The following is a 25,522-nucleotide window of genomic DNA, read 5'->3' on the forward strand; positions in this document are numbered from 1 at the left end:
GACCGGCCTCCCGGCGCCGCCGGTGCTTGGTGAGCAACGCTGCCGGGTGGAGCCGGCAGCAACTGGCAGACCGCCCGGATGCCCGTGGGCACCCGGGCGGTGGCGCTTCTTCCCCGCCTGCCGAACCGCCGCCCCGTGGGACTCCACCCCGCCCAGCAGGGGCGAGGCACACCGCGAAACGGAACCCCAAGCACGAAGGGCCGGCACCATCCGGCACCGGCCCCCGCGAAAGACCCAGCTCAGCGACGCTTCTTCGTCTTCTTCGCCTGCGTCCGAGCCGCCGCGCGACGCTCCCGCCGCGTGCCCGCCGCGCCCTGGCCGTCCGAGGACGCCGTCGCCGTCCCGCGGGACTGCACGCCGCCCTGCTCGGCCGGGCCGGAGAACGTCAGGCCCTGCTGCGGGTTCTCGTTGCCGAGCCCCTTGCCGCGCAGCGCGTTCGGCACCGCGGGGCGCGCCGGCTCGGTCTGCTGCGGCGGCACCGGCTGCGCGTGCCGCCCAGCCGCCGCCTGCGCCGGCGCGGCCGCGGCCGGAGTCGCCTCCTGGGGCTGCGCCGCCTCGACCTGCAGGTTGAACAGGAAGCCGACGGCCTCCTCCTTCAGCGAGTCCAGCATGGCGTTGAACATGTCGAAGCCCTCGCGCTGGTACTCGATCAGCGGGTCGCGCTGCGCCATGGCCCGCAGGCCGATGCCCTCCTTGAGGTAGTCCATCTCGTAGAGGTGCTCGCGCCACTTGCGGTCCATCACCGACAGCAGCACCTGCCGCTCCAGCTGGCGCATCGCGCCTTCGCCGACGCGGCCGTCGATGTCGGCCTCACGCCGGGCGTAGGCCGCCTTCGCGTCCTCGACCAGCGCGTCCCGGAGCACCTCGGCGCTGAGGTCCTCGTGCTCCTCCATCAGCTCTTCCCAGCTCACCGACACCGGGTAGAGCTGCTTGAGCGCGGTCCACAGCTTCTCGTGGTCCCAGTCCTCGGCGTAACCCTCGGACGTGGCGCCCTCGACGTAGGCGGTGAGCACGTCGACCAGCATGTGCTGCATCTGCTCAGAGAGGTCCTCGCCCTCCAGCACGCGGCGGCGCTCGGCGTAGATCACCTTGCGCTGCTGGTTCATGACCTCGTCGTACTTGAGGACGTTCTTGCGGATCTCCATGTTCTGCTGCTCGACCTGCGTCTGAGCGCTCTTGATGGCCCGCGACACCATCTTGTGCTCGATCGGCATGTCGTCGGGTAGCCGCATGGTCGTCATGACCCGCTCGACCATCACCGCGTTGAACCGGCGCATCAGCTCGTCGCCGAGCGACAGGTAGAACCGCGACTCACCGGGGTCGCCCTGACGCCCGGAGCGGCCACGCAGCTGGTTGTCGATGCGGCGGGACTCGTGCCGCTCGGTGCCCAGCACGTACAGGCCGCCGGCCTCGCGGACCTCCTCGGCCTCGGCCTTGACCTCGGCCTTGACCTCCTCGAGCACCTTCGGCCAGAGCGACTCGTACTCGGCGGAGTTCTCGACCGGGTCCAGGCCGCGCTCGCGCAGCCGCTCGTCGGCGATGATGTCCGGGTTGCCGCCCAGCACGATGTCGGTACCGCGGCCGGCCATGTTGGTGGCGACCGTGACCGCGCCCTTGCGGCCGGCGCGAGCGATGATCAGCGCCTCGCGGTCGTGGTACTTCGCGTTCAGCACCTCGTGCGGCACGTTCAGCTTGACCAGCAGCTTCGACAGGTACTCGGACTTCTCGACGCTGGTGGTGCCGACCAGCACCGGCTGCCCCTTGGCGTGCCGCTCGGCGATGTCCTCGGCGACCGCCTCGAACTTGGCCTCTTCGGTCTTGTAGATCAGGTCCGGCTGGTCCTTGCGGACCATCGGCCGGTTGGTCGGGATCGGCACCACACCCAGCTTGTAGGTCTGGTGGAACTCCGCGGCCTCGGTCTCGGCGGTACCGGTCATGCCGGAGAGGCGGTCGTAGAGGCGGAAGTAGTTCTGCAGCGTGATCGTGGCGAGAGTCTGGTTCTCCGCCTTGATCTCGACGCCTTCCTTGGCCTCGATCGCCTGGTGCATGCCCTCGTTGTAGCGACGGCCGGCCAGGATGCGGCCGGTGAACTCGTCGACGATGAGGACCTCGCCGTTGCGGACGATGTAGTCCTTGTCGCGCTTGTACAGCTCCTTGGCCTTGAGCGCGTTGTTCAGGTACCCGACCAGCGGGGTGTTCGCCGACTCGTACAGGTTGTCGATGCCGAGCTGGTCCTCGATGAAGGCGACGCCCTTCTCGGTGACACCGACGGTCCGCTTGCGCTCGTCGACCTCGTAGTGCGTGTCGCGCTTCATCAGCGGCGCCATGCGGGCGAACTCGACGTACCAGCGGGCCGACTGCTCGGCCGGGCCGGAGATGATCAGCGGCGTCCGCGCCTCGTCGATCAGGATCGAGTCGACCTCGTCGACGATGGCGAAGTTGTGGCCGCGCTGCACGCAGTCGTCCAGGCTCCACGCCATGTTGTCGCGCAGGTAGTCGAAGCCGAACTCGTTGTTCGTGCCGTAGGTGATGTCGGCGTGGTAGGCCTTGCGGCGCTCCGCCGGCGTCATCTCGGACAGGATCGCGCCGACCTCGAGACCGAGGAAGCGGTGCACGCGGCCCATCCACTCCGAGTCGCGCTTGGCGAGGTAGTCGTTGGTGGTGACGACGTGGACACCCTTGCCGGAGATCGCGTTCAGGTACACCGGCATGACCGAGGTCAGGGTCTTGCCCTCACCGGTCTTCATCTCGGCGACCTGGCCGAGGTGCAGTGCCGCGCCACCCATCAGCTGGACGTCGTAGGGGCGCTGGCCGAGCACCCGCAGGGCGGCCTCGCGGGCCACCGCGAACGCCTCGGGCAGCAGGTCGTCCAGCGACTCGCCGTCCCCGCCGTCGTGCCGCTCGCGGAACTCGGCGGTCTTGCCGCGCAGCTCGTCGTCGGTGAGGTCCTTCACCTCGTCTTCGAGGGTGTTGATGTGTTCGGCGATGTTGCGCAGCCGCTTGATCATCTTGCCCTCGCCCGCACGCAGCAGGCGGTTGAGAACCATCCGGTCGACCTCACTAGCTGTTGGGACGCACCCAGGCTCTGTCCCTGGACCGCGCCGTCTCCGACACCCTGTCCGGCCCGTGGTGCGGGCCGTGCGCACCCTCCATCGTAGGGAAGGAGCGCGCGTCGGCGCACGCAACGTGCGTACATGCGCGAAACGGCCCGCGCACTCCGGGCGCGCGGGCCGTTTTCGGACGCCGCTAGTGGTCGAGGCGGATCACGCCGTAGGCGAAGCCCTTGCGCCGGTAGACGACGCTCGGGACGCCGGCTTCGACGTCGTTGAAGAGGTAGAAGTCGTGTCCGACCAGCTCCATCTCGGAGAGGGCCTGGTCGATGGTCATGGGTTTGGCGGAGTGGTGCTTCTCCCGGACGATCCGGCCGGGGAGGTGTTCGGCCTCGTCGTCCCAGCGCTGCTGGGTGGGCAGCTCGATGTCCTCCGGGAGGGCGGTGCCGACCTCTTCGGCCGCGGGAGCGGGCGCCTCGAGCACTGCGGTGGACGCGCGGCCGGTGGCCGGCATCGCTCCCGCCGCGATGGCGTTCGACGTCGCTTCGGCGACGGATTCCGGGCAGCGGCGGCCGTAGTGGACGCGCCGGCGGTCGTGCATCTTGCGGAGGCGGTTTTCGAGCTTGTTCAGGGCGGTGTCGAGGGCGGCGTAGAAGTCACCCGCGGTGGCCTCGGCCCGGACGACCGGACCCTTGCCCCGGCCGGTGATCTCCACCCGCTGGCAGTTCTTCAGCTGCCTGCGGTTGGGCTCGTGGAACAGCTCGACCTCGTAGCGGTAGACCTTCTTGTCGTAGCGCTCCAGGCGCTCGAGCTTGTCACCGACGTGTGTGCGGTAGTGATCCGGCACCTCGACGTTACGGCCTTTGACGACGATTTCCATACACGACCTCCCTCATTGCGGAATGAGTTCGAGAGCTCTATCGATGGATCGGCGCCGACGCCGCTCCCGCCCGACCGGTCTGATGGCAGAACCGGGGGTCAATCTTCCGTCGGCGCCAGGGTCATCGGCTGTTCACCTCCCTGCCGGCGGGACTTGCTATAGCGCAGCACGCTAGCGCGGTAACGCGGATCACAAAACCCCCCGAGCCGGGGGATGTCACGGATCGGGAAGTGGTGACGGTGCGCGTCTGAACCCGTCCAGGCGCGTTGACCTGCTGCTCCGTTCGGAGCAGGCCGCGCGACCGGTTTTCACCTTGACATTGCGCCGTTCTCCGGCGTCCCGGCCCGTGGGTGACGAGACCGCGTTCCGGCCGCAGCACTCCCCCGGACGCTTGCGCGTGAGCCGCTCCGGCGTTCCAGGGCCTCATGTCCGGACAACGGCCGGCAGGGGCCCCGCGTTCCCGGCGAGGTGCGCCCGGCTGGGTGAAGCAGGGTTGGGCCGCCGGGCGCTGATCGCCGTTCAAGGAGTGAGCGACGCGCGGCCACCCCATCTCCGCGCCTGGCGCCACGACTACCGCCCCCGCCTCACAACCCGGAACGGCGCAGCCACCGCCCCGCCCCAAGCCCCAGGCGCGCGACCAGCGCCCCACCCTGAGCCACGCCGCCACCACCTCACCTCCCGCCCCTGACCGACGCAGCCACCGCCCCACCTCCAAGCCCAGGACCGACGCAGCCACCGGCCCCACCTCCAAGCCCAGGACCAGGCGACCACCACCCACCGCCCCACCGCTGCCAGCGGCGCGGCCGTTGCTCCATTTGATCTAATCCCCTCCGCTGGTCGCCGGAGCGCCCGGAACTGTCGGTCCCCCTCCGCACACTCTCCGCATGAACCTCGGAACCCTTGCCCTCGACCTGCTCCTCCCCGCGCTGTGCGCCGGCTGCGGCGTGGCCGGCGCCGCCTGCTGTGCGGCCTGCCTGCTCGAACTCGCGCGCCCGCACCCGGCGCCCCGCGGGGCGGCCGGGGTGCCGGTCTACGCGCTGGCTCCCTACGGCGGCACCCCGCGCCGCCTGGTGCTGGCCTACAAGGAGCGCGGCAGGCGCGACCTGGCCGATCCGCTGGGCCGCGCACTGGCCGGCGCCCTGCCCCATCTCCCCGAGGCCAGGGCAGCCCCGGACGGCACGTGGTGGCTGGTCCCGGCGCCGTCCCGCCGCTCGGCGTCCCGGCGACGAGGTGGCGCGCACCTTCTCCGCCTGGCCCGCCGGTGCGCCGCACACCTGGCCCTGGCAGGCCATGCGGCCGCCGTCGCCCCGGCGCTGGGCTTGTCGTCGCGCGCCCGGGACGCGGTGGGGCTCGACCGCGACCAACGGGCCCAGAACCTCGCGGGCCGCCTCCGGCTCGATCCACGGGGCCACCCACCACCCCGCACACCGGTCGTCCTGCTCGACGACGTGATCACCACCGGCGCGACGATCGCCGCCTGCACCCGGACGCTCGCCTCCGCGGGCTGGGAGGTGAGCGCAGCACTGGTACTGACGTCAGCGAGCTGACCGAAAGACTCGCCGTCCGTCACCCGTGGCGAGCACGCTCCACCGGGCACGGGTAACACCGCGCACGAACGTGCGGCGGCGGCAGCGCCAAACGGCGGGATCAGCCGCCCCAACGGCGGGATCAGCCGCCCCAACGGCGGGATCAGCCGCGCAACGGCGGTGCCCAACCGTCGTGGTGGCGGCGACACCCTCCCCGCCTGGAGGGCGGCGGCCGCCCGGCCGGGTGCCGGCTAGTGACGGGCAGGCAGTAGGCAACGGTCCCGGAGGCACCAGCGGCCGCCACTCGCCGACCCCAAGAGGCAACAGCCGATCAACCACCCCAAAGGCTGCAACAACCCAGCCCGAAAGCGGCAACCGCCCAAACCCCAGGCGACAACCGCCCACCCCCGAAGACAACACCCGCTCAACCGCCCTGCGGGTGGCGGCTGCTCACGGGCCGGCGGTGCAGCAACTCGAAACGGGACCACATCGCCTCGGCCGCCTCGATGGAACTGTTCGTGCGCTGCGGATCGACCGCGGCCAGCTGGGCCACGATCGCCTGCACCAGGGCCATTCCCGCGGTCAACGACGGAAAGAAGGTGACCCCTCGGCCGGAACCATCAACACCCGCTCGGCGGCACCCGCCAGGGCCGGGCTCGCGGCATCGCTGATCGCGAACACCCGCGCGCCCCGGTCATGGGCCTCGTTCGCCGCGCGGACGGTGCTCTCGTACAGCCGCCAGAAGCTGATCGCCACCAGGACGTCGTCGGCGGTGAGCTTCGCCGTGGCGTTGGCCAGTTCGGCGTCCCCCGCGGTCACCGCGTGCACGTCGTACCCGGCCAGGCGTGCGTTGTGCGCGAAGGCGATGCCGACGGCGGCGTAGCTGCCGTCCGCGATGACCGTCGTCCGCCGGGCCGCGGCCACCGCTTCCGCGACCGCGCGGATCTCGTCCTCGTCGAAACGCCGGTTCACCAGGGCCAGGCTGTCGAGGTCGCGCCGCAACGACGCGGACGCCGGCGAGCCGGCGCTGTGGTGCTCTTCGGCGACCTGGGGCGCGCTCAACGACGACAGGTACCGCGCCCGCAACTCCTGTTGCAACGCGGGCCAGCCGGCGAACCCGAGCGCCTGCGCCGTCCGGGTGACCGTCGCGACGTTGACCCCGGCCAGCCGGGCCAGGTCACTCGTCGAACCGAACGACGCCTGCCTGGGCTGCGAGACCAGCACGTCGACCACCGCCGCGGACTTCGGCCGCAACCCCCGCGGCGGCATCCGCTCGCGCAGCCACTCCTCGAGACCCTCGTCCGCCACCGCCAGCCCTCCTGCCGCGCACACCGTATCCCACCTGAAAGGTGTTACAGACATGCAAAGCGTATTGCAGTTCCTCCGATTTGCAGTTTATGTTGACCCGACCATCCCTCCCCCACCTCAACGGAAGGCGTGTCATGACCCTGCTGGCACGACTCGACCGGCTCCCGCTGAGCCGTCCGCACTACCTCCTCCTGCTGATCGGCGGGCTCGGCTACACCTTCGACGGCATGGACTCGGCCGTCGTCGCGTTCCTCCTGCCCAGCGCGAAGGAGGCTTGGGGCCTGAGCAACGGCGAACTCGGCCTCATCGGCTCGGCCACCCCGTTCGGGTTCCTCTTCGGCGCGATCGCGGCCGGCCTGCTCGGCGACCGCATCGGCCGCAAGAAGGTCATGATGTACGCGCTCGCCTTCTACGCGGTCTTCTCGGTGGTCGCCGCGTTCGCGCCGAACTACGAGGTCTTCCTGGCGGCGCGGGTGCTGGCCGGTACCGGGGCCGGGGCGGAAAGCGCGATCATCGCGCCGTTCCTGTCCGAGTTCGTGCCGGCCAAGCGGCGCGGCTGGTTCGTCGGGGCGCTCGCCGGGTTCTTCTCGTTCGGGTTCGTCGCGGCCGCGCTGCTCGGCCGGTTCGTGGTGTCCACGCTGCCCGAGGGCTGGCGCATCGCGCAGGTGATCACCGCGCTGCCGATCGTGCTGCTGCTGTGGTGGCGTCGTTCGCTGCCGGAGTCGCCGCGGTTCCTGCTCACCCAGGGCCGCGCCGAAGAAGCCGAACGGGTGGTCGCGAAGATCGAGCGGGACGTCGAGAAGGCCACCGGCAAACCCCTGCCGCCGGTACCGGAATCGGTCACCGAACCGCTCACCAGGACGCCGAAGGTCGGCCTGTTCACCGCGCTGAAGTTCCTGTGGAGCCGCAAGATGGCGCGTCGCACCGCGGTGATCTGGGCGGTCTGGTTCGTCATCACGTTCTCGTACTACGGCTTCTTCTCGTGGATCCCGACGCTGCTGATCGAACGCGGCATCACGGTGACCAAGAGCTTCGAGTTCTCGATCATCATCTACCTCGCCCAGGTGCCCGGGTACTTCTCCGCCGCCTGGCTGTCCGAACGCCTCGACCGCAAGCACACCATCGCGCTGTACCTGACCGGCTCCGCGGTGAGTGCGTTCTGGCTCAGCCAGATGAACGCGCCGTGGTCGATCACGCTGGCCGGCGCCGTGCTGTCGTTCTTCCTCAACGGCACCTACGCCGGCGTCTACTCCTACACGCCCGAGGTGTTCCCGACCTGGATCCGCGCCACCGGAACCGGCCTGTCCAGCGCGTTCGGCCGCGTCGGCAGCATTCTCGCGCCCTCGATCATCGGCGTCTTCGCGGCGAGCCTCGGGTTCGGCGGGGTGTTCGGCCTGACCACCGCGGTGCTCGCGATCGGCGTGCTGTGCGTGATGGTGTTCGGCCTGTCCACGGCCGGGCGCTCGCTGGAGGAACTGACCGAGGAGGGCGCGCCCGTCGCCGCCACGAAGGAGATGACCAAGTGACCGATCTGTCCACAGTGGAAGAACGAGTGGCGGAAGCCGTCGGCGCACGGCTGTTCACCGTGCTCGCCTGGTTCCCCGAGCGCCGCGCGATGCGCCGCGTCTACAGCAACCACCCCGAGCAGTACCCGGTCGGTGGGGAGAAGACCGTGGAGATCTCCGCGGGCTGGCTCCGGCAGTGCGTCGAGCTGCAGCAGCCCTACCTGGGCGCCGACCGCGACGCGGTGCGGGCGGTGTTCGCCGACGCCGGGCTGATCGAATCGCTCGGCTGCGGCGCGGTGATCAACGTGCCGGTCGTCGACGACGGCCGGACGCTGGGCGCCCTGAACATCCTCGACGCGGAAGGAAAGTACGACGAGGCGTCGGTGGCCGCGGCGGTGGAGCTGGCGCCGCTGGCCGTCCCGGCCCTGCGGAAGGTGGTGGACGCACGATGAGCGGGAACCTGTTGCTGCGCAACGCGACCCTGCTGGATCCGGAGACGGGTGAGTACACCGAGGGCGACCTGCGGTGCGCGGACGGCCGCATCGCCGAGACCGGCCGCGGCCTGAGCGCGGGGGACGCCCGGATCGAGGACGTGCGCGGCGCGGTGGTGCTGCCGGGGTTGATCGACGCGCACGTGCACGTCACCGCCTCGACCGCGGACCTGGGCTCGCTGCCGTCCACCGCACCGTCCTACGTGGCCCTGCAGAGCGCCCACACCATGGGCCGGATGCTGGACCGCGGGTTCACCACGGTGCGGGACGCGTCCGGCGCCGACTACGGCTTGGCCGACGCGCAGGCCGAAGGGCTGTTCCGCGGGCCGCGGCTGTTGTTCTGCGGGCGGGCACTGAGCCAGACCGGCGGGCACGGCGACAACCGCAACCGCGGCACCCGCGTGCACGACGACCACCCGTGCTGCGCCGGGCTGGGCCGGATCGCGGACGGGGTGGACGCGGTGCGCGAGGCAGCGCGGGACGAGCTGCGCAAGGGCGCCCACCACATCAAGGTGATGGCCTCCGGCGGGGTCGCCTCGCCCACCGACCGCATCGACTCGACCCAGTACTCGGCCGACGAGCTGCGTGCGATCGTGGAGGAGGCGGAGGCGGCGAACCGCTACGTCGCCGCCCACGCCTACACCGCGCGGGCCGTGAACCGGGCGCTGGAGCTGGGTGTGCGGTCGATCGAGCACGGCAACCTGATCGACGACCGCAGCGTGGAGCTGTTCCGCGAGCACGACGCGTTCCTGGTCCCGACGCTGGTCACGTACTGGGCGCTCAAGCAGGAGGGCCGCGAGTTCGGGCTGCCCGAGGCGAGCTGGCGCAAGGTCGACGAGGTGCTGGGCGCCGGGCTGGCCGCGCTGGAGCGGGCCGCGCGGGGTGGCGTGCGGATCGTGTACGGGACGGACCTGCTGGGCGGGATGCACCGGCACCAGAACCACGAGTTCCGCCTGCGGGCCGAGGTGCAGTCGCCGCTGGAGATCATCCGTTCCGCCACGACGGTGGCCGCGGAGCTGGTGAACATGGCGGGCGAGATCGGCACGCTGCGGCCGGGTTCGTTCGCCGACCTGCTGGTGGTGGACGGCGACCCGCTGGCCGACATCGGCGCACTCGCCGAGCCGAAGCACTTCCGGCACGTGATCCAGAGCGGCGAGATCATCCCCCGGTGACGCGACCCGCCGTTCTGCCCGGGCCGGCTCAGCCCGGGCAGAACGGCGATCCGCTCGCCGAGCACTAGCGCCCCGGCGCGTGATCGGCGGGATCGTCCCCGGGTGAGCGCGGCCGAGCGTTTTGCCAGGGCAGACCCAGCTCGGGCAGAACGGCACCCCCAGGCCGACACCGACGTGCTCGCGCCCAGCACGCCGGCAGGTGATCCAGAACGACGAAAACGCCCCGGGGTGATGGCGAGCCGCCGCTGCCCGGGTAGAAACCCCCGATCCGAACACAACTGGCGCCTGCTCCAGAAACGCCGCCGGCCGTTCTACCGGACAGGCTCAGCCCGGGCGGACGCGATCCGCCGGCCGGATGTCGGCGCGCTCGCCCAGCCCAAGTACCTGCGGCAATACTCCAGAGCAGCGGGATCCGGATGAGCGCGACCCGCCCTGCCCGCAGACGCGCCCCGCCCAAGCACCTCCGCCACATCCCCCACAGCGCCGCCAGCCGTTCGGCCCGGCAAAAGTTCAGCCCGGGTAGAACGGTGACGCGTTGCCGCCGAAGCTGTGGGGGTGTGGGCGCCACACCTCGCCCACGTCGGAGGCTGTCCAGAGGCCTCCGTCGTCCGCCACGACTATCGACCGGCCCGGTGCGGCGGTGATCGCGTGGACCGGGAGTGTCAGGTTCGAGATGTTGAACGGGTCCAGCCGCAGGCCGTCGATCGGGATCTTGACCACCGGTTGTGACGGCATGGTCGTCGCGGCGACCAGGGTGTCCTGGCTGAGCCAGTCGACGTCCACGACCCCGCCCAGCGTGCCGCCCTGCAGGATCCGCGGCGCGCGCAGCGTCACCGAGTCCTGGGTGCGCACCACGGACGCCACCAGCAGCTGCCCGCCGGCGACCACCGCCGCCCGCGCGCCGTCCCGGGACAACCGCAGCACGCTGATCGGCCCCACCTGGAGGATCTCGTCCGCGTTCACCACCTGCGGCACCCAGCTGCCGTCCGGCGTCCGCAGCGCGCGGACCACCGTCTGCCCGTCCACGACGGTCCACACCTCGCCCGAACCGTCCGCCGTGGCCGTGGGCCGCCAGGTGGGCCGGGTCATCGTCGCGCCAGCCAGGTCGACCGCCGCGGCCTCCCGCCCGAACTGGCCCACCCGCAACCGCTGCCGCCCATCGGCGTACTCGACGATCGCCAGCTGACGGCCGTCGATCGACTGCGCCGCGCTCGCCACCTGGTAACCGCTGCCCTGCCCGGCCGGACCCGAGATCAGCGAACCGTCACCCAGCGACCGCACCCGCCCGTTCACCGTCACCAGCCCGGGCTGGTCCGCGCTCGGCGACGCCAGCGCCGTGTAGGACGGCAGGTCGCTCGGCACCCAGTCCTCGTGCCCGTCCACCAGCGGCGCACCGTCGGACAACAGCCGCACCCGGTTCGTCGTCACCGACTGCAACGACAGCACGATCTGCGCCGCGATCAGCCGCCGCACGTCCGCCGTCTGGTCCGCCACCCCGGTCAGCGGCACCACGAGCGCACCGTCCGGCGCGGTCGTCACGTTGCCCTCGGTGTTCGCGTCCTCCGGCAGCAGGTTCCGCACCGCCCCGGCCAGGCTGGCCGACGGCCCGGCCAGCAGCAGCCCGACCACGCGCCCGGCCAGCCCGGTCTGCGGTTTGCCCGCCACGTACCGCAGGTCCGGCACCACCGTGTTCGAGTCCTGCGCGAAGAAGAACGCCTGAACCCGCACGTAGTTCGCGGTGAAGTCGCTGTAGGGCATCACCAGGTTCGGCGGCGGGTTCGTGATCCGCCACTGCCCGTCGGACTGCCGCCGCACCAGCAGCTTCAGCTCGACCGGCGTGCGCAGCGAGATGAACGCGCCGTCCTCACGCAGCGTGCCCAGGCCGGTGCCGCGCAGCACGACGTTGACCTCGTTCGGGTTCGCCGTGGTGTCCGCGCCGCTCGCCGGGACGGTCGCGAACACGTCGTCGATGATCGTGATGACCTTGCCGGGCGTCCACGCCTTGCCCGCGGCCTCGTCGAGGTACATGCGCGCGGCGGCGTTGTTGCTGATCGGCTGGGCGCTCGCGCGGACGAAGTCGCGGACGACGGTCAACGCGTCCAGGTCCTTCGCCGGCTGCGGCACGTCCGGGTTGACCGGCTGCCCCAGCTCCTGCTGCGGAACGGCGACGGGCTGCGACTCCTCGGGGACGTTCGCGCAACCGGCGGCCAGCACGAGACAGGCCAGCAGGGCGAACAGCCGCGGCAGGAGCTTCACACGTCCTCCTTGCGCATCTCGCCGATCGTGATCGTGTACTCGGTGGGCAGCCCGACCTGCAGGTGGCCGTTGGTCGCCGGCGCGTCGTCCGGCACCAGCGGCAGCGGGCTCTCCTCGAACGGCTCGCCCTGCTTGCGCGGCAGCGTCAGCCGGAAGCACGCCCCCTGCCCCGGCGCGCCCCACGCCTCCAGCTGACCGCCGTGCAGGCGCGCGTCCTCGTGGCTGATCGCCAGCCCCAGGCCGGTGCCGCCGGTGCGGCGGTTGCGGGACGGGTCCGCGCGCCAGAACCGGTTGAACACCAGGTCCGCCTCACCGGGCCGCAGGCCGACACCGTGGTCCCGCACCGTGATCGCCACGGCGTGCTCGTTCGCCGCCAGCGTGAGCCGCACCGGGTTGCCCTCGCTGTGGTCGACCGCGTTGGCCAGCAGGTTGCGCAGGATCCGCTCGACGCGCCGCGCGTCGATCTCGGCGAGCGTCTCCTCCTCCGGCAGCTCCAGCTCGATCTCGGTCTCCGCGTTGCCCGCGATCACCCGCACCTGCTCGACCGCCCGCCGCGCGATCGACGACACGTCGATGAACTCGGCCGCCAGCTCCTCGACACCGGCGTCCAGCCTGCTGATCTCCAGCAGGTCGCCGAGCAGCGCCTCGAACCGGTCCAGCTCGTCGACCAGCAGCTCGGTGGACCGGGCCAGGCCGGCGGGGAACTGCTCACGCGAGGCGTGCAGCACGTCCGCCGCCATCCGCACGGTGGTCAGCGGGGTGCGCAGCTCGTGCGAGACGTCCGAGGTGAACCGGCGCTGCAACGTGCCGAACTCCTCCAGCTGCCGGATCTGGTGCTGGATGCTCGCGGCCATCTCGTTGTAGGACACGGCGAGTTTCGACAGGTCGTCCTCGCCCGTCACCGGCAGCCGTTCGTCCAGCTCACCGCCCGCGAACCGGGCCGCGGCCGCCGCGGCCTGCCGCACCGGGCGCACGACCTGGCGGGTGACCAGGTTCGCGATGCCGGCCAGCAGCGCGAGCAGCACCAGGCCACCGACCAGCAGCGTGTTCTGCACCGTCTGGACCGTGCTCTGCTCCGCGGTCATCGGGAACAGCAGGTACAGCTGGATCGGGCGGCCGGTGCTGGTGACCGGCGCGCCGACGATCAGGTGGGTGGTGCGGGTGCCGTCCGCGTCGGTGTCGGTGTTGATCTGCCAGGCGACCTGGTTGTTCTCGACGAACCGCTGCAGGCCGTCCGGCACCTTCGTGATCGGGCCGGCCGAGTCGGTCGAGTCCTCCCCGCCCGCGGTCAGCACCGGCTCGAACGCGCCGGCCGCCGACGCCGCGGTGCCCTGGTCCTCCGACGAGCTGCTGGTGATCTTCTTCAGCGCGTTCTGCAGCCGGTCGGCCAGCGCGTCCTGGTCGCTGATGCCGACCAGCTCGTTCTCCGCGGTGCGCACGACCTGCAGGGTCTGCGCGACCGCGGCCTGCCGCTTGGTGTCGGTGAGCCGCTGGGTGATCTGGTTCTGCAGCACCATGCCCAGCACGAGCCCCACCGCCGAGGACAGGGCGAGCGTCGACACGGTCACCTTGAACTGCAGCGACCGCCGCCACAGCACGCCGAACGCGACGGCGCGACCGCGGGCGTAGGCACCCGCGCGGGGGGCCAGCCGCAGCACCGCGCGGACGAAGGCCAGGACTCTTCGCTTCATTTCGCTGTTACGGCGGGCCCGCCTTGTACCCGACGCCGCGGACGGTCAGGACGACCTCGGGGTGCTCGGGGTCCTTCTCGACCTTCGAGCGCAACCGCTGGACGTGCACGTTGACCAGGCGGGTGTCGGCCGCGTGCCGGTAGCCCCAGACCTGCTCGAGCAGGACCTCGCGGGTGAACACCTGGCGCGGCTTGCGGGCCAGCGCGACCAGCAGGTCGAACTCCAGCGGGGTGAGCGGGATGGACTTGCCCTCCCGGGTCACCTCGTGGCCGGGCACATCGATGGCCAGGTCACCGATGGTCAGCGTCTCGGCCGGCTCGGCCTCGGTGCGCCGCAGCCGGGCGCGCACGCGGGCGACCAGCTCCTTCGGCTTGAACGGCTTGACCACGTAGTCGTCGGCGCCGGACTCCAGGCCCAGCACGATGTCGACCGTGTCGCTCTTCGCGGTGAGCATGACGATCGGCACACCCGACTCGGCCCGGATCGCCTTGCAGACGTCGATGCCGTTCATGCCGGGCAGCATCAGGTCGAGCAGCACGAGATCGGGCTTCAGCTCCCGCAGGGCGGGCAGCGCCCGGGAGCCGTCCGCCACCACCGCGGTGTCGAACCCCTCGCCGCGCAGCACGATGGTGAGCATCTCCGCGAGAGCGGGGTCGTCGTCGACGACCAACACACGTGCCTTCATGACCACATATTCGCACTACGGAGACCGTTCGTGACGGCCGACCCTGCGAACGGCTCACGGACCCGCACGCCCGTTACCCCGGATGGACGAGCGCGGCGACGAGCCGGGCGTGGTCGACGCCCGCCGCGCCGTCCACCACGTGCCAACCGGACAACCAGGACACCGCCGCCAGCTCGTCGTAGACGGCGGCGCAGCGGGACTGCAGGTCGTCGTCGGACTCGAAGGCGTCCTTGGCTCGCCCGGCGTCGGCCGAGGCGCGGCGCTCGGCCCGCTCGGCGGCCACGGCGGGCGGCACGCGCAGCAGGATCTGGGCGTCCGGCAGCGGCAGGGCGAAGCGGTCGATCTCGATCTCGCGCACCCACCGGACGAACTCGCCGTCCGCGTGCTGCCGCAGGCGGGCCGCGCCGTAGGCGGCGTTGGAGGCGACGTACCGGTCGAGCAGGACGACGTCGTGGGTGGCCAGGTCGCGGCGCAGGTCGGCGGCGGCATCGCGGCGGTCGAGGGCGTAGAGCAGGCCCATGCCGTAGACGGAATCGGTGAGGTCACCGTGGCGGCGGTGCAGGCCCTCGTGGATGAGGTCGGCGTGCACGCTGCGGCCGTACCGGGGGAAGGCCTGGGTGGTGACCGTGTGGCCCTGGTCGTGCAGTGCCTTGGTGAGGCCGTCGGTCAGGGTGCGCTTGCCCGCACCGTCGAGCCCCTCGATGACCACCAGCCGTCCCACGCGCCCAGGTTATCGGGCGGCGGTCAGCGGACTTCGAGACCGTGCGCCTTCGCGGCGTCGGCCTGGCGCTGGTCGCGGGTGACCATCACGACGGACTCCCCGTCGGCCAGTCCGGTCGTGTCGTGCAGTGCGACGGCCAGGTGGATCGCGTCGAGCGTCCGGAGCGCGTGGTGGTCGGACACCAGCCGGTACGCCGCCGGCATGATCACCTGCGGCGCGAACGGGACGAGGCTCAACGCGCCCTCCCCACCGGCTTCGGCGTCGAAGCGCGCGAGCGCGAGCTTGGTGTCGCGGATCCGGCCGTTGTTCCACGCGGTCGCCATCGCACTGGCGAACTCGACCCGTGTCAGCTCGCTCGTCAGCACCAGGTCTTCGTTGTCCAGGAGCAGCTCGATCATCTGCTCGTGCTCGGGCTCGTCGGGGAGGAACGCCCGGACGACCGCGCTGGTGTCGGCGTAGAAGACCGTCACCACTCGCCTCGCGACCAGTCCAGGGCCTCACTGACGGCGGTTCCGCTGCCCTTCAGGACCTCGTCGAGTTGCTCGCGGGTGGGCACTGGCCCCTCGGGAGCGAACGAAACGATCTTGCCTTCGGCGAGCAGGCGTCGCTTGCGTTCCGCGCGGGACTCGGGGCGATCGACCGCCGCCTTGAGGAGCTCGGTGACGAACTCGTTCACACTGCGCCCCTCCGCCTCGGCTTTCGCCTTCACGCGGGCGTGCAGCTCGTCGTCGATGCGCGTGATCATCTGCCGCATACTGCGATGCTATCACGGGCAAGCCCCGATGATAGCACCGCAGAGTGGCCGTACGCGGTCAGTAGCGGTAGTGCTCGGACTTGAACGGGCCCTCGACGTCGACGTCGATGTACTCGGCCTGGTCCTTGGTCAGCTTGGTCAGCTCGCCGCCCAGCGCCTGGAGGTGGATGCGCGCCACCTTCTCGTCCAGCTTCTTCGGCAGGCGGTAGACCTCCTTGTCGTACTCCTCGTGCTTGGTGAACAGCTCGATCTGCGCGATCACCTGGTTGGAGAAGGAGTTCGACATCACGAACGACGGGTGCCCGGTCGCGTTGCCCAGGTTCAGCAGCCGGCCCTCGGACAGCACCAGCACGCTGTGCCCGTCCGGGAAGACCCACTCGTCGACCTGCGGCTTGATGTTGATCCGCCGGATACCCGGGTACCGCGCCAGGCCGGCCATGTCGATCTCGTTGTCGAAGTGGCCGATGTTGCCCACGATCGTCTGGTGCTTCATCCGCGCCATGTGCTCGGCCATCACCACGTCCTTGTTCCCGGTCGTGGTGATCACGATGTCGGCCTCCGGCAGCGCCGACTCCAGCGTCTTGACCTGGTAGCCGTCCATCGCCGCCTGCAACGCGCAGATCGGGTCGATCTCGGTCACGATCACCCGCGCGCCCTGCCCGGACAGCGACTCCGCCGCACCCTTGCCCACATCGCCGTACCCGCACACCACGGCGACCTTGCCGCCGATCAGCACGTCCGTGCCCCGGTTGATGCCGTCGATCAGCGAGTGCCGGATGCCGTAGCGGTTGTCGAACTTCGACTTGGTCACCGAGTCGTTGACGTTGATCGCCGGGAACAGCAGCTCACCCGCCGCCGCCAGCTGGTACAGCCGCAGCACGCCGGTGGTGGTCTCCTCGGTCACGCCACGCACACCCTGGCCGATCCGGGTCCACTTCTGCCCGTCCGCCGCCAGCGACGCCCGCAGCAGCTCCAGCACGACCTTCCACTCCTCGGAGTCGTTGTCGTCGGGCTGCGGCACCACCCCGGCCGCCTCGTACTGGGTGCCCTTGTGCACCAGCAGCGTCGCGTCCCCACCGTCGTCGAGGATCATGTTCGGACCCTCACCGTCGTCCCAGGTCAGCATCCGCTCGGTGCACCACCAGTACTCCTCCAGCGACTCACCCTTCCAGGCGAACACCGGCACCCCCCGCGGCGCCTCCGGAGTCCCGTGCGGGCCCACCACCACCGCGGCCGCGGCATGGTCCTGCGTGGAAAAGATGTTGCAGGACGCCCACCGGACCTCAGCACCCAGCGAGACCAGCGTCTCGATCAGCACCGCGGTCTGCACCGTCATGTGCAGCGAACCCGACACCCGCGCACCACGCAGGGGGTTCACCTCCGCGTACTCACGGCGCAGCGCCATCAGCCCCGGCATCTCGTGCTCGGCCAGCCGGATCTCCTTGCGGCCGAACTCGGCCAGCTCCAGGTCCGCGACGGCGAATTCCACCCCGTTGCGGGTGTCGTGCCACTTCGCAACGCTTTCGGGGGTCATAGCGGCATTTCCTCCAACGATCGACTCCACCTGAACAGTACCGTTGTCCGTTCATCGCAGGACACCCGGAAAAGGAGACAGCCGACGTGCCGCTTCCTGGCCCCGACACCCGAGTGGTCGAACTACGCGTGCCGGGCCTGTCCGGCACCAGCGGTGAGCAGCTGCTCGACGCGGCCGGGACGGTGGAGGTCGCCGGGGACGGGGTGGGCCGGGTCATCCGCCCGTCGGACCGGCTGCGGCGCCCGGCGCCCGGCCCGGTGCTGCAGGCGCTCGGCCGGTCGGTGCCGCGCACGCTGGAGGGGTACCTGTGGAGCGGCATGACCTCCGGGGGCGCGGCGAAGGCGGCGTGGGCGCTGCTGTTCCCGTTCTCGCTGGCCAACGTGGCGCACTGGATGCTGCCGCCGGTGCCGGCGGGCAGCCGCGCGGCGGCCGTGCTCGGCGGGCTGTGCCGGGGTGTGCTGCGGATCGCCGCGCTGCTGCTGACGATGCTGCTCGTCGCGCAGGTCGCGGTCATCACGCTCGACCTGTTCGCCGCGCAGTGCCTGGCGCCCGGCCGCCGCTGCCTGACCGGGCTGCCGGGCTGGATGCGCGACGTCGAGCAGGTCCGCCTGGCCGCGGGGCTGCTGCCGGTGGCGCTGGTGGTCCTCGTGCTGTACCGGGTGTCCGGGACGAACTGGACGGTCCGCGCGCACACGCCACCGCCGCCCGGCGACACGCTGCCCGGTGACGTGCTGCGCGGCGACACGGACTCGCCCGTGCTGCGCTGCGTGCACACCGTCGCCGCGCTGAGCACCGTCGCGCTGCTCGCCGTCGGCGGGCCGCTGGACGTGCCCGGCGACGTGTCCGGGCGGCTGCTGTGGGCCGCTTCGCTCGTGCTGACCGGGGTCGCGCTCGTCACGTCGGCGTCCGGGGCGCGGGACCTGCCGGGGTGGGCACGCGGCGGGCTGCTGTTCGTGGCGGTCGCGTTGCTGGTCGCGGTCGGCGTGCGCGGTGCGGTGCCCACCGGCTCGGACGCCACCGTCGAAGGCGTCGGCGCGGCGCTGATCGGCGCGTGGCTGGTGTTCGCGTTGCTGCTGGTACCCGCGGCGCTGCTGGCCCGCCGGACCTGGCGCGAGCTGCCGAAGCGGCTGCGCCCGTGGGCCGGTGGCTGGGCGGCGGCGCCCGCGCTGGCGCTCGCGGCGCTGCTCGGCGCCGGGTTCGGCGCGGGGCTGGCGACCGGGTTGCGGCGGCTGTCCGGGGCCGGTGACCTCCGCCTGCCGGACAGCTACCGGCTGGTGACCGCGCTGTGGGGTGGCGGCCTGGTGCTGGCGATCGTGCTCGGCGTGCTCGGGTTCGCCGTGGGCGTGCCGCTGCGACGGCGGTCGCGCGGGGTGCCCGCGATCGTGCGGATGCTGCAATCCCCGGCGGACGAGCAGGCCGCGGCCGCCGCGTGGGCCCGGTCCGCGTGGGAACGGCGGCACCTGCACCACCTCGCGCTCGGCGTGATCGCGGGCCTGTCCCTCGGCGCGGCCGCGCTGCTGGTGGCCTGGTACGGCTTCGGCACGCTGCCCGGCTGGCTCGACCCGCTGTCCGCGGCCGGGGTGTTCGGGCTCGGCGTGCTGGCCGTCGGGTTGCTGCGGGTCGTCTACACCGCGGCGACGAAGCCCGGGCGCAACCGGCACCTCGGGGCGCTGGCCGATCTCGTGTGCTTCTGGCCGCGGGCGGCGCACCCGGCGATCCCGCCGTGCTACGCGCTGAAGGTGGTGCCGGACCTCGCGGCCCGCGCGAAGGAGCACCTGGCCGAGCCGAACACGCGTGTCGTGCTGGGCGGCGAGAAGCTGGGCAGTGTCCTGGCGGTGATCGCGGCCGCGCGGCTCGTGCACAGCGTCTCGCCGGCCGACCGGGAACGGGTCGGCCTGCTCAGCGCGGGGTCACCGCTGCAGTGGGGGTACCAGCGCGCGTTCCCCGCGGTGCTGCCGCACGCCGCGCTCGCCGCGCTGTACGGGTCGCTGGACGGGCGGTGGCGCGGGCTGGCACGCGGCACGGACATCTTCGGCGGCGGCGTGACGACGTGGCGGCACCAGGTCGACGGCGACAAGCTCACCGGCGAGGGCTACCTGCCCGACGGCGGCTGGGGCGCGCTCCCGCCGGCCGCCGCGGGCGCGACCGGAGCCCTCGTCCTGGGCGGCGACCACTGGCTACCCGACCCGGTGCACCCGCCATCCGGTGCGCGCCGGTGGACCGCCGGGGTGCTGGGGCACGCGGACTACCTGGTGGACCCGGAATGGGACCAGGCGGTGGCGATCGCGGCCGGCCTGGAGACGCCGGGCAAGCCGGCCCGCGGGGAGGCCGAGCAGGTTCCCCTGTTCCCCGACCTCCCCCGGTTCCACCTGAACTTCGCCCGCTGAGCACAACGAAAAGGCCCCCTCCGCGCGAGGGGGCCTGTTCGCTACGGTCTCACGGCTTCGTCGGGTCGGCGCCGTCCACCGGCAGCGGCGTCTCCGTCGCCTGGCGCTTGCCCAGCAGCGAGTGCCGGCGGCTGTAGACGAAGTAGATGACCACGCCGAGCGCCATCCACGCCAGGAACCGCAGCCAGGTCAGCACCGTCAGGTTCAGCATCAGCCAGAGGCACGCCAGGATCGCGAGGATCGGCACCACCGGCACCCACGGCACCCGGAACGCGCGCGGCAGGTCCGGCCGCGTCCGGCGCAGCACCAGCACACCCGCCGACACCAGCACGAACGCGAACAGCGTGCCGACGTTGACCATCTCCTCCAGCTTGTTCGCCGGGAAGAACGTCGCCGCCACCGCGACCAGCAGGCCGACCAGAACGGTCGCGCGGGCCGGGGTGCCGCGGTCGCTCGCGCGGGCCAGCGAGCGCGGCAGCAGGCCGTCCCGCGACATCGCGTACAGCACCCGGACCTGGCCGAGCATCAGCACCATCACCACGGTGGTCAGACCGGCCAGCGCGCCGACCGAGATGACGTTCGCCGCCCAGTTGACGCCGTTCGCGGCGAACGCGGTCGCCAGCGTCTTGTGGCTGCCGTCGCCGGCGTCGGTCGCCAGGTCGGTGTAGGGCACCATGCCGACGACCACCAGCGACACCGCCACGTACAGCACGGTGACGATCGCCAGCGAGCCGAAGATGCCGCGCGGCACCGAGCGCTGCGGGTTCTTCGTCTCCTCCGCCGTGGTGGCGACGATGTCGAACCCGATGAACGCGAAGAACACCAGCGAGGCAGCGGCCAGCAGCCCGAACGGGCCGAACGAGCTGCTCGCCCCGCCCGCGATGACCGAGAACAGCGACTGGTCCACGCCCGACTCGCCGGCGGCCGCCTCCGCGGCCGGCGGGATGTAGGGCGTGTAGTTGGCGCCCTTGACGTAGAACAGGCCGAGCACGATCACGAACAGCACGATGCCGACCTTGATCGCGGTGATCACCATGGAGACCCGGGACGACAGCTTCGTGCCCATCGTGAGCACCAGGGCCAGCGCGATCACCAGGATCAATGCACCCCAGTCCACCGTGACGCCGCCGATGGCGAAGCTCGTCTTCGCCCCGTCGCCGACGATGTAGCCGAGCACCGTCTCCAGGTACGCCGACCAGCCCTTGGACACCGCGGCCGCGCCGACGGCGAGTTCCAGCACCAGGTCCCAGCCGATGATCCAGGCCATGAACTCGCCGAACGTCGCGTACGAGAACGTGTACGCACTGCCCGCGACCGGCACGGTCGAGGCGAACTCCGCGTAGCACAGCGCGGCGAGACCGCACGCGATCGCGGCGAACACGAACGCCAGCGACACCGACGGGCCGGCGTAGTCACCGGCGGTGCGCGCGGTCAGCGTGAAGATGCCGGCGCCGATCACGACCGCGACCCCGAACACCGTCAGGTCCCAAGCGGACAGGCTGCGCCGCAGCCTGGTATCCGGCTCGTCGGTGTCCTTTATGGACTGCTCAATCGACTTCGTGCGCCACAGCCCGTTACCTGGCAAGGGTGTCTCCTCCCGGTGTCCTGGGTCTCAGGTCCGGTTGGTCACCCTAACGCGAACGGGTGAGGCGAGCGAATCGGAGGTCAGACGAGTTGACGATCCAGGTCCGGCTCCAGGTAGATCAGCCGCGCGGACGGCACCCGCTCGCGCACCCGGGCCTCCGCGGAGTCGATCTCGCCGGCCACCTCCGACAGCTCCAGACGCGGGGCGAGCGCGAGCTTCGCGGCGACCAGCAGTTCGTCCGGGCCCAGGTACTGGGTGCGGATGTGGATCACGCGGTCGACCCGGCCGCCGGTCAGGGCCTCGCAGATGCTGTCCAGCTCGCGGTCGGTGGCGCCCTCGCCGATCAGCAGGCTCTTCATCTCGACGATCAGGATGATCGCGATGATGCCGAGCAGGACACCGATCATCACGGTGCCGATGCCGTCCCACACCGGCTCGCCGGTCACCACCGACAGCCCGACGCCCATCAGCGCGAAGACCAGGCCGAACAGGGCGCCGGCGTCCTCCAGCAGCACGACCGGCAGCTCCGGGGTGCGCGACTGGCGGATGAACTGCCACCAGGTCGCGTCGCCCTTGATCTTGCGGGACTCCGTGATCGCGGTCCGGAAGCTGTAGGTCTCCAGGCCGATCGCGACGACCAGGATGCCGACCGCGACCAGCGGGCTGGTCAGCGGTTCCGGGTGCTCGATCTTGTGGATGCCCTCGTAGAGCGCGAACACCGAACCGAGCGTGAACAGCATCAGCGCGACGACGAACGACCAGAAGTACCGCTCCCGCCCGAAACCGAACGGGTGCTCCCGCGTGGCCCGCCGCCGCGCCTGGCGCTGGCCCAGCAGGAGCAGGCCCTGGTTGGACGTGTCGGCGACCGAGTGCACCGACTCGGCGAGCATCGACGACGATCCGGTGATCAGGAACCCGACGAACTTCGCCGCGGCGATCCCGGCGTTGGCGATCAGAGCCGCGACGATCGCCTTCGTTCCGCCACTTGCCGACACGCTGACCCCCTGCTGAAGTCTTTCCGTTTTGTCGCAGTGAGCCTAGAGCTTCCCGCCTCAGCGCAGCAGTGGGAGTCCGCCGACCAGTTTGTCGATCTTGTTCCGCGGTCCCACCAGGCTCACGGCGTAGTACTCGAAGGCCTCCTCCTCGGTACCCGCCATCGCCTCGGTGTACTCCACGTAGGACCGGCTGGCCTGCGCGTGCTTCGACATGTCGGCGACGAAGATCCCCTCCCGGTTCGCGGCCTTCGTGCGGATCTGCAGCAGCTTGACGGCGTCCGCGGCCAGGATCGAGCAGCCGGTCCACGGCAGCCCGGCGTGCGGGCGCCCGGAGGCGTCCGCGACCTCCGGGCCGAGCAGCGACGGCAGGACCTTGCCCACCGCGGCGCCCAGGCACGCGGTGGCGTTGGCGACGAGCCCCGGCCCGAGCGAGGGATCGGCGACGATCACCCACTTGACCTTCGCGGTGCGGGTGGTGGCGTCGAGCTGAACCTCAACCTGATGATCTGTGGTCACGAGCGCACAAGTTAGGCAAAGATGTGAGTTGCATCCAGCAGAGCCGAACTTAATTCGACAGGAGACCCGTTTTGGCCGGTTTGGACGAACTTGATCAGGCACTGCTGCGGGAACTGCAGCGCGACGGACGGCGGACCAACCGCGAACTGGCCGCCGCGACCGGCGTCTCGCCGTCGACCTCGCTGGAGCGCATCCGGGCCCTGCGGGAGCGCGGGGTGATCCGCGGGTACAACGTCGACCTGGACCTGGCGAAGATCGGCCGCCCGGTGCAGGCGCTCATCGCGGTCCGGGTGCGCCCGCCGTCCCGGCCGGTCATCGATGCCTTCCGGGAATGGGTGACGCTGCTGCCCGAGACGCTCGGCGTGTTCGTGGTGACCGGCGGCGAGGACTTCCTCGTGCACGTGGCGGTGCCGGACAACGACAGCCTGTACGCGTTCGTCATCGACCGGCTCACGCAGCGCCAGGAAGTGGCCGACGTCCGCACGAACGTGATCTACGAGCACATCCGCAGCCGCGTGATCGAGCCGGCCTAGCGGGCCCGGAGCACCTCGACGCCGTCGCCGTCGAGTTCGTCGCAGTACGCCGTGCGGCCGGTCATCGCCATGATCAGCGCCAGCGTGCGGCCGCTGACCAGCGGGCCGGAGCCGGTGGCGAACGGGCCGTCGGTGGCCGCGAGCCGCAGGCCGCCGACGCGACCCTTGGCGGCGACGACGAGGTCGGAGCCCGCGTAGTACTCCGCCAGCCGGGTCAGCGTGGCGATCGGGTAGTCCCGGCGCACGCCGAGCGGCCGCCGGATGTCCTCGCCGTGCACGACCGCCTCGCCGAGCATCGCGACCACCGGCAGGGGCGGTTTGGTCGTGCTCGCCACCACGCGGCGGAACCGGGCGAGCGTGTCGGCCGGCGCGGCGCCCAGCTGCTCGGCCAGCCGCATCGCCACCTGGCGGTCGAAGTCGAACCGGCAGCGGATCACCCCCGCCAGCCATCGCACGGGGGTCAGGCTCGCGCCCGCGGTGAGGTGGGCCAGCACCTCGCGCACCGACAGCCCGGCGCACAACGACGGCGTGGCCCACTGCCCGTCCGTCAGATCGGCGAGGTCATCCGCGAGCGCGGCCCGTTCGGCGTGCACCAGCGGCCAGAGGTTTTCGGTCATGCCGGTGAGACCGCCCCGGCGCGCCGGAATCATCGCTACAGGCAGCCGGAAGTGGCGCGGAACAGTTGCGTCCGCCCGATTTCCGCCGGGTGCACGGCGACCGCCGGGTCCGACGCCGGCACCCACACCGACTGGCCGCGGCGCAACTCGATCTCCTGTCCGCTCTCCGCCTTGACCCGCACCGAGCCCTGGGTGCACAGCAGGATCTGCGGCTTGCCGTTGTCCACGGTCAGCGAACCGGTCTCCCCCGCTTCCCACTCGCACCGGGACAGCTCGAACTCCGGCGCGTCGGTCGTGTAGACCTCGCCGCACGCGGACGGCTCGCCACGCAGGATCGGCATGTCCGCGCACGTGAAGTCGACCACGCGGAGCAGCTCGGGCACGTCCACGTGCTTCGGCGTCAGCCCGCAGCGCAGGATGTTGTCCGAGTTCGCCAGGATCTCCACCGCGGTGCCGTGCAGGTACAGGTGCAGGTTCCCGGCCGGCAGGTAGATCGCCTCGCCCGCGCTCAGCGTCAGCCGGTTGAGCAGCAGCGCGGCCAGCACGCCCGCGTCGCGCGGGTGCGCCTCGCCCAGTTCGAGGATCGTCCGGCACTCCACGTCGAACTCGCCGTGGTCCTTCACGTGCAGCACGCACGCGTCGAGCACCTCGGGCAGCAGCTCGTCCAGCACCGGCTGCGGCAGCGTGATCCACGTGGTGAACAACGCGCGCAGGCCGTCGGAGTCCGGCTGGGCGGCCAGCAGCTCGGTGTACTTGGCCAGGCCCGGGGTCTCGATGGCGCGCAGCAGCTCGACCGTGCGTTCCGGCTCGCGGAACCCGGCCAGCGCGTGGAACTCGGTGAGCGCGCACACCAGCTCGGGCTTGGCGGTGGGGTCCGGGTAGTTCCGGTTCGGCGCGTCCCGCGGGATGCCGGCGGCTTCCTCGCGCGCGTAGCCCTCGGCCGACTGCTCGGCCGACGGGTGCGCCTGCATCGACAGCGGCTCCTCGACGGCGAGGATCTTCAGCAGGAACGGCAGCCGGTTGCCCCAGTGCTCGGCGCACTCCCGGCCCAGCTGGCCGAGCGGGTCGGCCTCGACGAGTTCCAGCAGGCTGCGCTCGACACCGTCCGGACCCACGATGCGCGACGGGTCGCCCGGGTGGGCGCCCATCCACAGCTCCGCCTCCGGGTGCGGCGCGGGCACCTCGCGGCCCAGCAGCTCGGGGATGGTCGTCCGGGACCCCCAGGCGTAGGGCCGCACCGCATTGCGCAGCAGCTCCACTGTCGTCTCAACTCCTTGGTTCTTCCAACCCCTCGCCCGATTCCCGCGGGATCGGGC

At 71.4% G+C, this 25,522-nt stretch carries 20 protein-coding genes and 1 pseudogene; 6 read left to right on the plus strand and 15 right to left on the minus strand.

Annotated features, from left to right (window positions below):
* Window positions 1-239 precede the first annotated feature (239 nt).
* A complete protein-coding gene (gene secA, locus L1857_RS31870) occupies window positions 240-3,047 on the minus strand; it encodes a preprotein translocase subunit SecA (RefSeq protein WP_249467160.1) in 2,808 nt (935 codons plus the stop codon).
* A gap of 199 nt (window positions 3,048-3,246) precedes the next feature.
* Window positions 3,247-3,930: a ribosome hibernation-promoting factor, HPF/YfiA family gene (gene hpf, locus L1857_RS31875; RefSeq protein ID WP_094008940.1), complete on the minus strand. Its 684-nt coding sequence runs from the start codon at window positions 3,928-3,930 to the stop codon at window positions 3,247-3,249.
* An 884-nt stretch (window positions 3,931-4,814) separates the two neighbouring features.
* Between hpf and L1857_RS31880 the strand changes: the two genes are divergently transcribed.
* Window positions 4,815-5,477, plus strand: a complete 663-nt coding sequence (locus L1857_RS31880) for a ComF family protein (RefSeq protein WP_249467165.1) — start codon at window positions 4,815-4,817, stop codon at window positions 5,475-5,477.
* Window positions 5,478-5,880: 403 nt separating this feature from the next.
* On the opposite strand, the pseudogene L1857_RS31885 reads toward L1857_RS31880, so the two are convergent.
* Window positions 5,881-6,725 (minus strand): annotated as a pseudogene (locus L1857_RS31885) (MurR/RpiR family transcriptional regulator).
* Between the two features lie 173 nt (window positions 6,726-6,898).
* Between L1857_RS31885 and L1857_RS31890 the strand changes: the two are divergent.
* Genes L1857_RS31890 through L1857_RS31900 form a run of 3 tightly spaced genes read left to right on the plus strand, consistent with a single transcriptional unit; the run spans window position 6,899 to window position 9,932 of the window.
* Window positions 6,899-8,290: an MFS transporter gene (locus tag L1857_RS31890; RefSeq protein ID WP_094008937.1), complete on the plus strand. Its 1,392-nt coding sequence runs from the start codon at window positions 6,899-6,901 to the stop codon at window positions 8,288-8,290.
* On the plus strand, window positions 8,287-8,721 hold the full coding sequence (locus tag L1857_RS31895) for a GAF domain-containing protein (RefSeq protein ID WP_094008936.1): 435 nt from the start codon (window positions 8,287-8,289) through the stop codon (window positions 8,719-8,721). The genes L1857_RS31890 and L1857_RS31895 overlap by 4 nt, the downstream gene beginning before the upstream one ends.
* A complete protein-coding gene (locus L1857_RS31900; protein ID WP_094008935.1) occupies window positions 8,718-9,932 on the plus strand; it encodes a metal-dependent hydrolase family protein in 1,215 nt (404 codons plus the stop codon). The genes L1857_RS31895 and L1857_RS31900 overlap by 4 nt, the downstream gene beginning before the upstream one ends.
* 510 nt (window positions 9,933-10,442) lie before the next feature.
* On the opposite strand, the gene L1857_RS31905 is transcribed toward L1857_RS31900, so the two are convergent.
* The 7 genes from L1857_RS31905 to ahcY form a co-directional block, all read right to left on the minus strand.
* Window positions 10,443-12,188 (minus strand): LpqB family beta-propeller domain-containing protein, encoded by a 1,746-nt coding sequence (locus L1857_RS31905; RefSeq protein WP_249467168.1) that lies wholly within the window; start codon window positions 12,186-12,188, stop codon window positions 10,443-10,445.
* On the minus strand, window positions 12,185-13,879 hold the full coding sequence (gene mtrB / locus L1857_RS31910; protein ID WP_240323325.1) for an MtrAB system histidine kinase MtrB: 1,695 nt from the start codon (window positions 13,877-13,879) through the stop codon (window positions 12,185-12,187). Before mtrB ends, L1857_RS31905 begins: the two co-directional genes overlap by 4 nt.
* Before the next feature lie 7 nt (window positions 13,880-13,886).
* Entirely contained in the window at window positions 13,887-14,564 is a 678-nt protein-coding gene (mtrA, locus tag L1857_RS31915; protein ID WP_094008932.1) for an MtrAB system response regulator MtrA, read from the minus strand.
* A gap of 73 nt (window positions 14,565-14,637) precedes the next feature.
* Window positions 14,638-15,285, minus strand: a complete 648-nt coding sequence (locus L1857_RS31920; RefSeq protein WP_116112500.1) for a dTMP kinase — start codon at window positions 15,283-15,285, stop codon at window positions 14,638-14,640.
* A gap of 23 nt (window positions 15,286-15,308) precedes the next feature.
* Window positions 15,309-15,755 (minus strand): type II toxin-antitoxin system VapC family toxin, encoded by a 447-nt coding sequence (locus tag L1857_RS31925; RefSeq protein WP_240323324.1) that lies wholly within the window; start codon window positions 15,753-15,755, stop codon window positions 15,309-15,311.
* Complete coding sequence (locus L1857_RS31930; RefSeq protein ID WP_116112496.1) at window positions 15,752-16,039, minus strand: toxin-antitoxin system HicB family antitoxin; 288 nt, start codon at window positions 16,037-16,039, stop codon at window positions 15,752-15,754. The genes L1857_RS31925 and L1857_RS31930 overlap by 4 nt, the downstream gene beginning before the upstream one ends.
* A gap of 58 nt (window positions 16,040-16,097) precedes the next feature.
* Window positions 16,098-17,573, minus strand: coding sequence for an adenosylhomocysteinase (ahcY, locus tag L1857_RS31935; RefSeq protein WP_116112493.1), 1,476 nt, complete (start codon window positions 17,571-17,573; stop codon window positions 16,098-16,100).
* An 86-nt stretch (window positions 17,574-17,659) separates the two neighbouring features.
* Here ahcY and L1857_RS31940 point away from each other — a divergent pair, with 86 nt between their 5' ends.
* On the plus strand, window positions 17,660-19,960 hold the full coding sequence (locus L1857_RS31940; protein WP_249467171.1) for a hypothetical protein: 2,301 nt from the start codon (window positions 17,660-17,662) through the stop codon (window positions 19,958-19,960).
* A gap of 49 nt (window positions 19,961-20,009) precedes the next feature.
* Here L1857_RS31940 and L1857_RS31945 read toward each other — a convergent pair whose 3' ends face one another.
* The 3 genes from L1857_RS31945 to L1857_RS31955 form a co-directional block, all read right to left on the minus strand.
* Window positions 20,010-21,545, minus strand: a complete 1,536-nt coding sequence (locus L1857_RS31945) for an amino acid permease (RefSeq protein WP_249467174.1) — start codon at window positions 21,543-21,545, stop codon at window positions 20,010-20,012.
* Window positions 21,546-21,625: 80 nt separating this feature from the next.
* Entirely contained in the window at window positions 21,626-22,540 is a 915-nt protein-coding gene (locus tag L1857_RS31950) for a cation diffusion facilitator family transporter (RefSeq protein ID WP_094004749.1), read from the minus strand.
* Between the two features lie 57 nt (window positions 22,541-22,597).
* Entirely contained in the window at window positions 22,598-23,056 is a 459-nt protein-coding gene (locus L1857_RS31955; RefSeq protein WP_094004748.1) for a DUF2000 domain-containing protein, read from the minus strand.
* A gap of 80 nt (window positions 23,057-23,136) precedes the next feature.
* Here L1857_RS31955 and L1857_RS31960 point away from each other — a divergent pair, with 80 nt between their 5' ends.
* Window positions 23,137-23,589 (plus strand): Lrp/AsnC family transcriptional regulator, encoded by a 453-nt coding sequence (locus tag L1857_RS31960; RefSeq protein ID WP_094004774.1) that lies wholly within the window; start codon window positions 23,137-23,139, stop codon window positions 23,587-23,589.
* Here the strand turns inward: L1857_RS31960 and L1857_RS31965 are convergent.
* Together L1857_RS31965 and manA are read right to left on the minus strand one after the other, a co-directional pair.
* Window positions 23,586-24,206 carry a maleylpyruvate isomerase family mycothiol-dependent enzyme gene (locus tag L1857_RS31965; RefSeq protein WP_205413340.1) on the minus strand — a complete coding sequence of 207 codons (621 nt, stop codon included), beginning with the start codon at window positions 24,204-24,206 and terminating at the stop codon, window positions 23,586-23,588. The two genes, L1857_RS31960 and L1857_RS31965, sit on opposite strands and share 4 nt — an antisense overlap.
* Before the next feature lie 35 nt (window positions 24,207-24,241).
* On the minus strand, window positions 24,242-25,465 hold the full coding sequence (gene manA / locus L1857_RS31970) for a mannose-6-phosphate isomerase, class I (protein WP_116112483.1): 1,224 nt from the start codon (window positions 25,463-25,465) through the stop codon (window positions 24,242-24,244).
* Window positions 25,466-25,522: the final 57 nt, after the last annotated feature.

Origin of the sequence: Amycolatopsis thermalba (assembly GCF_023376025.1) — a bacterium.
In the GTDB taxonomy this organism is placed as follows: Bacteria; Actinomycetota; Actinomycetes; order Mycobacteriales; family Pseudonocardiaceae; genus Amycolatopsis_E; species Amycolatopsis_E thermalba.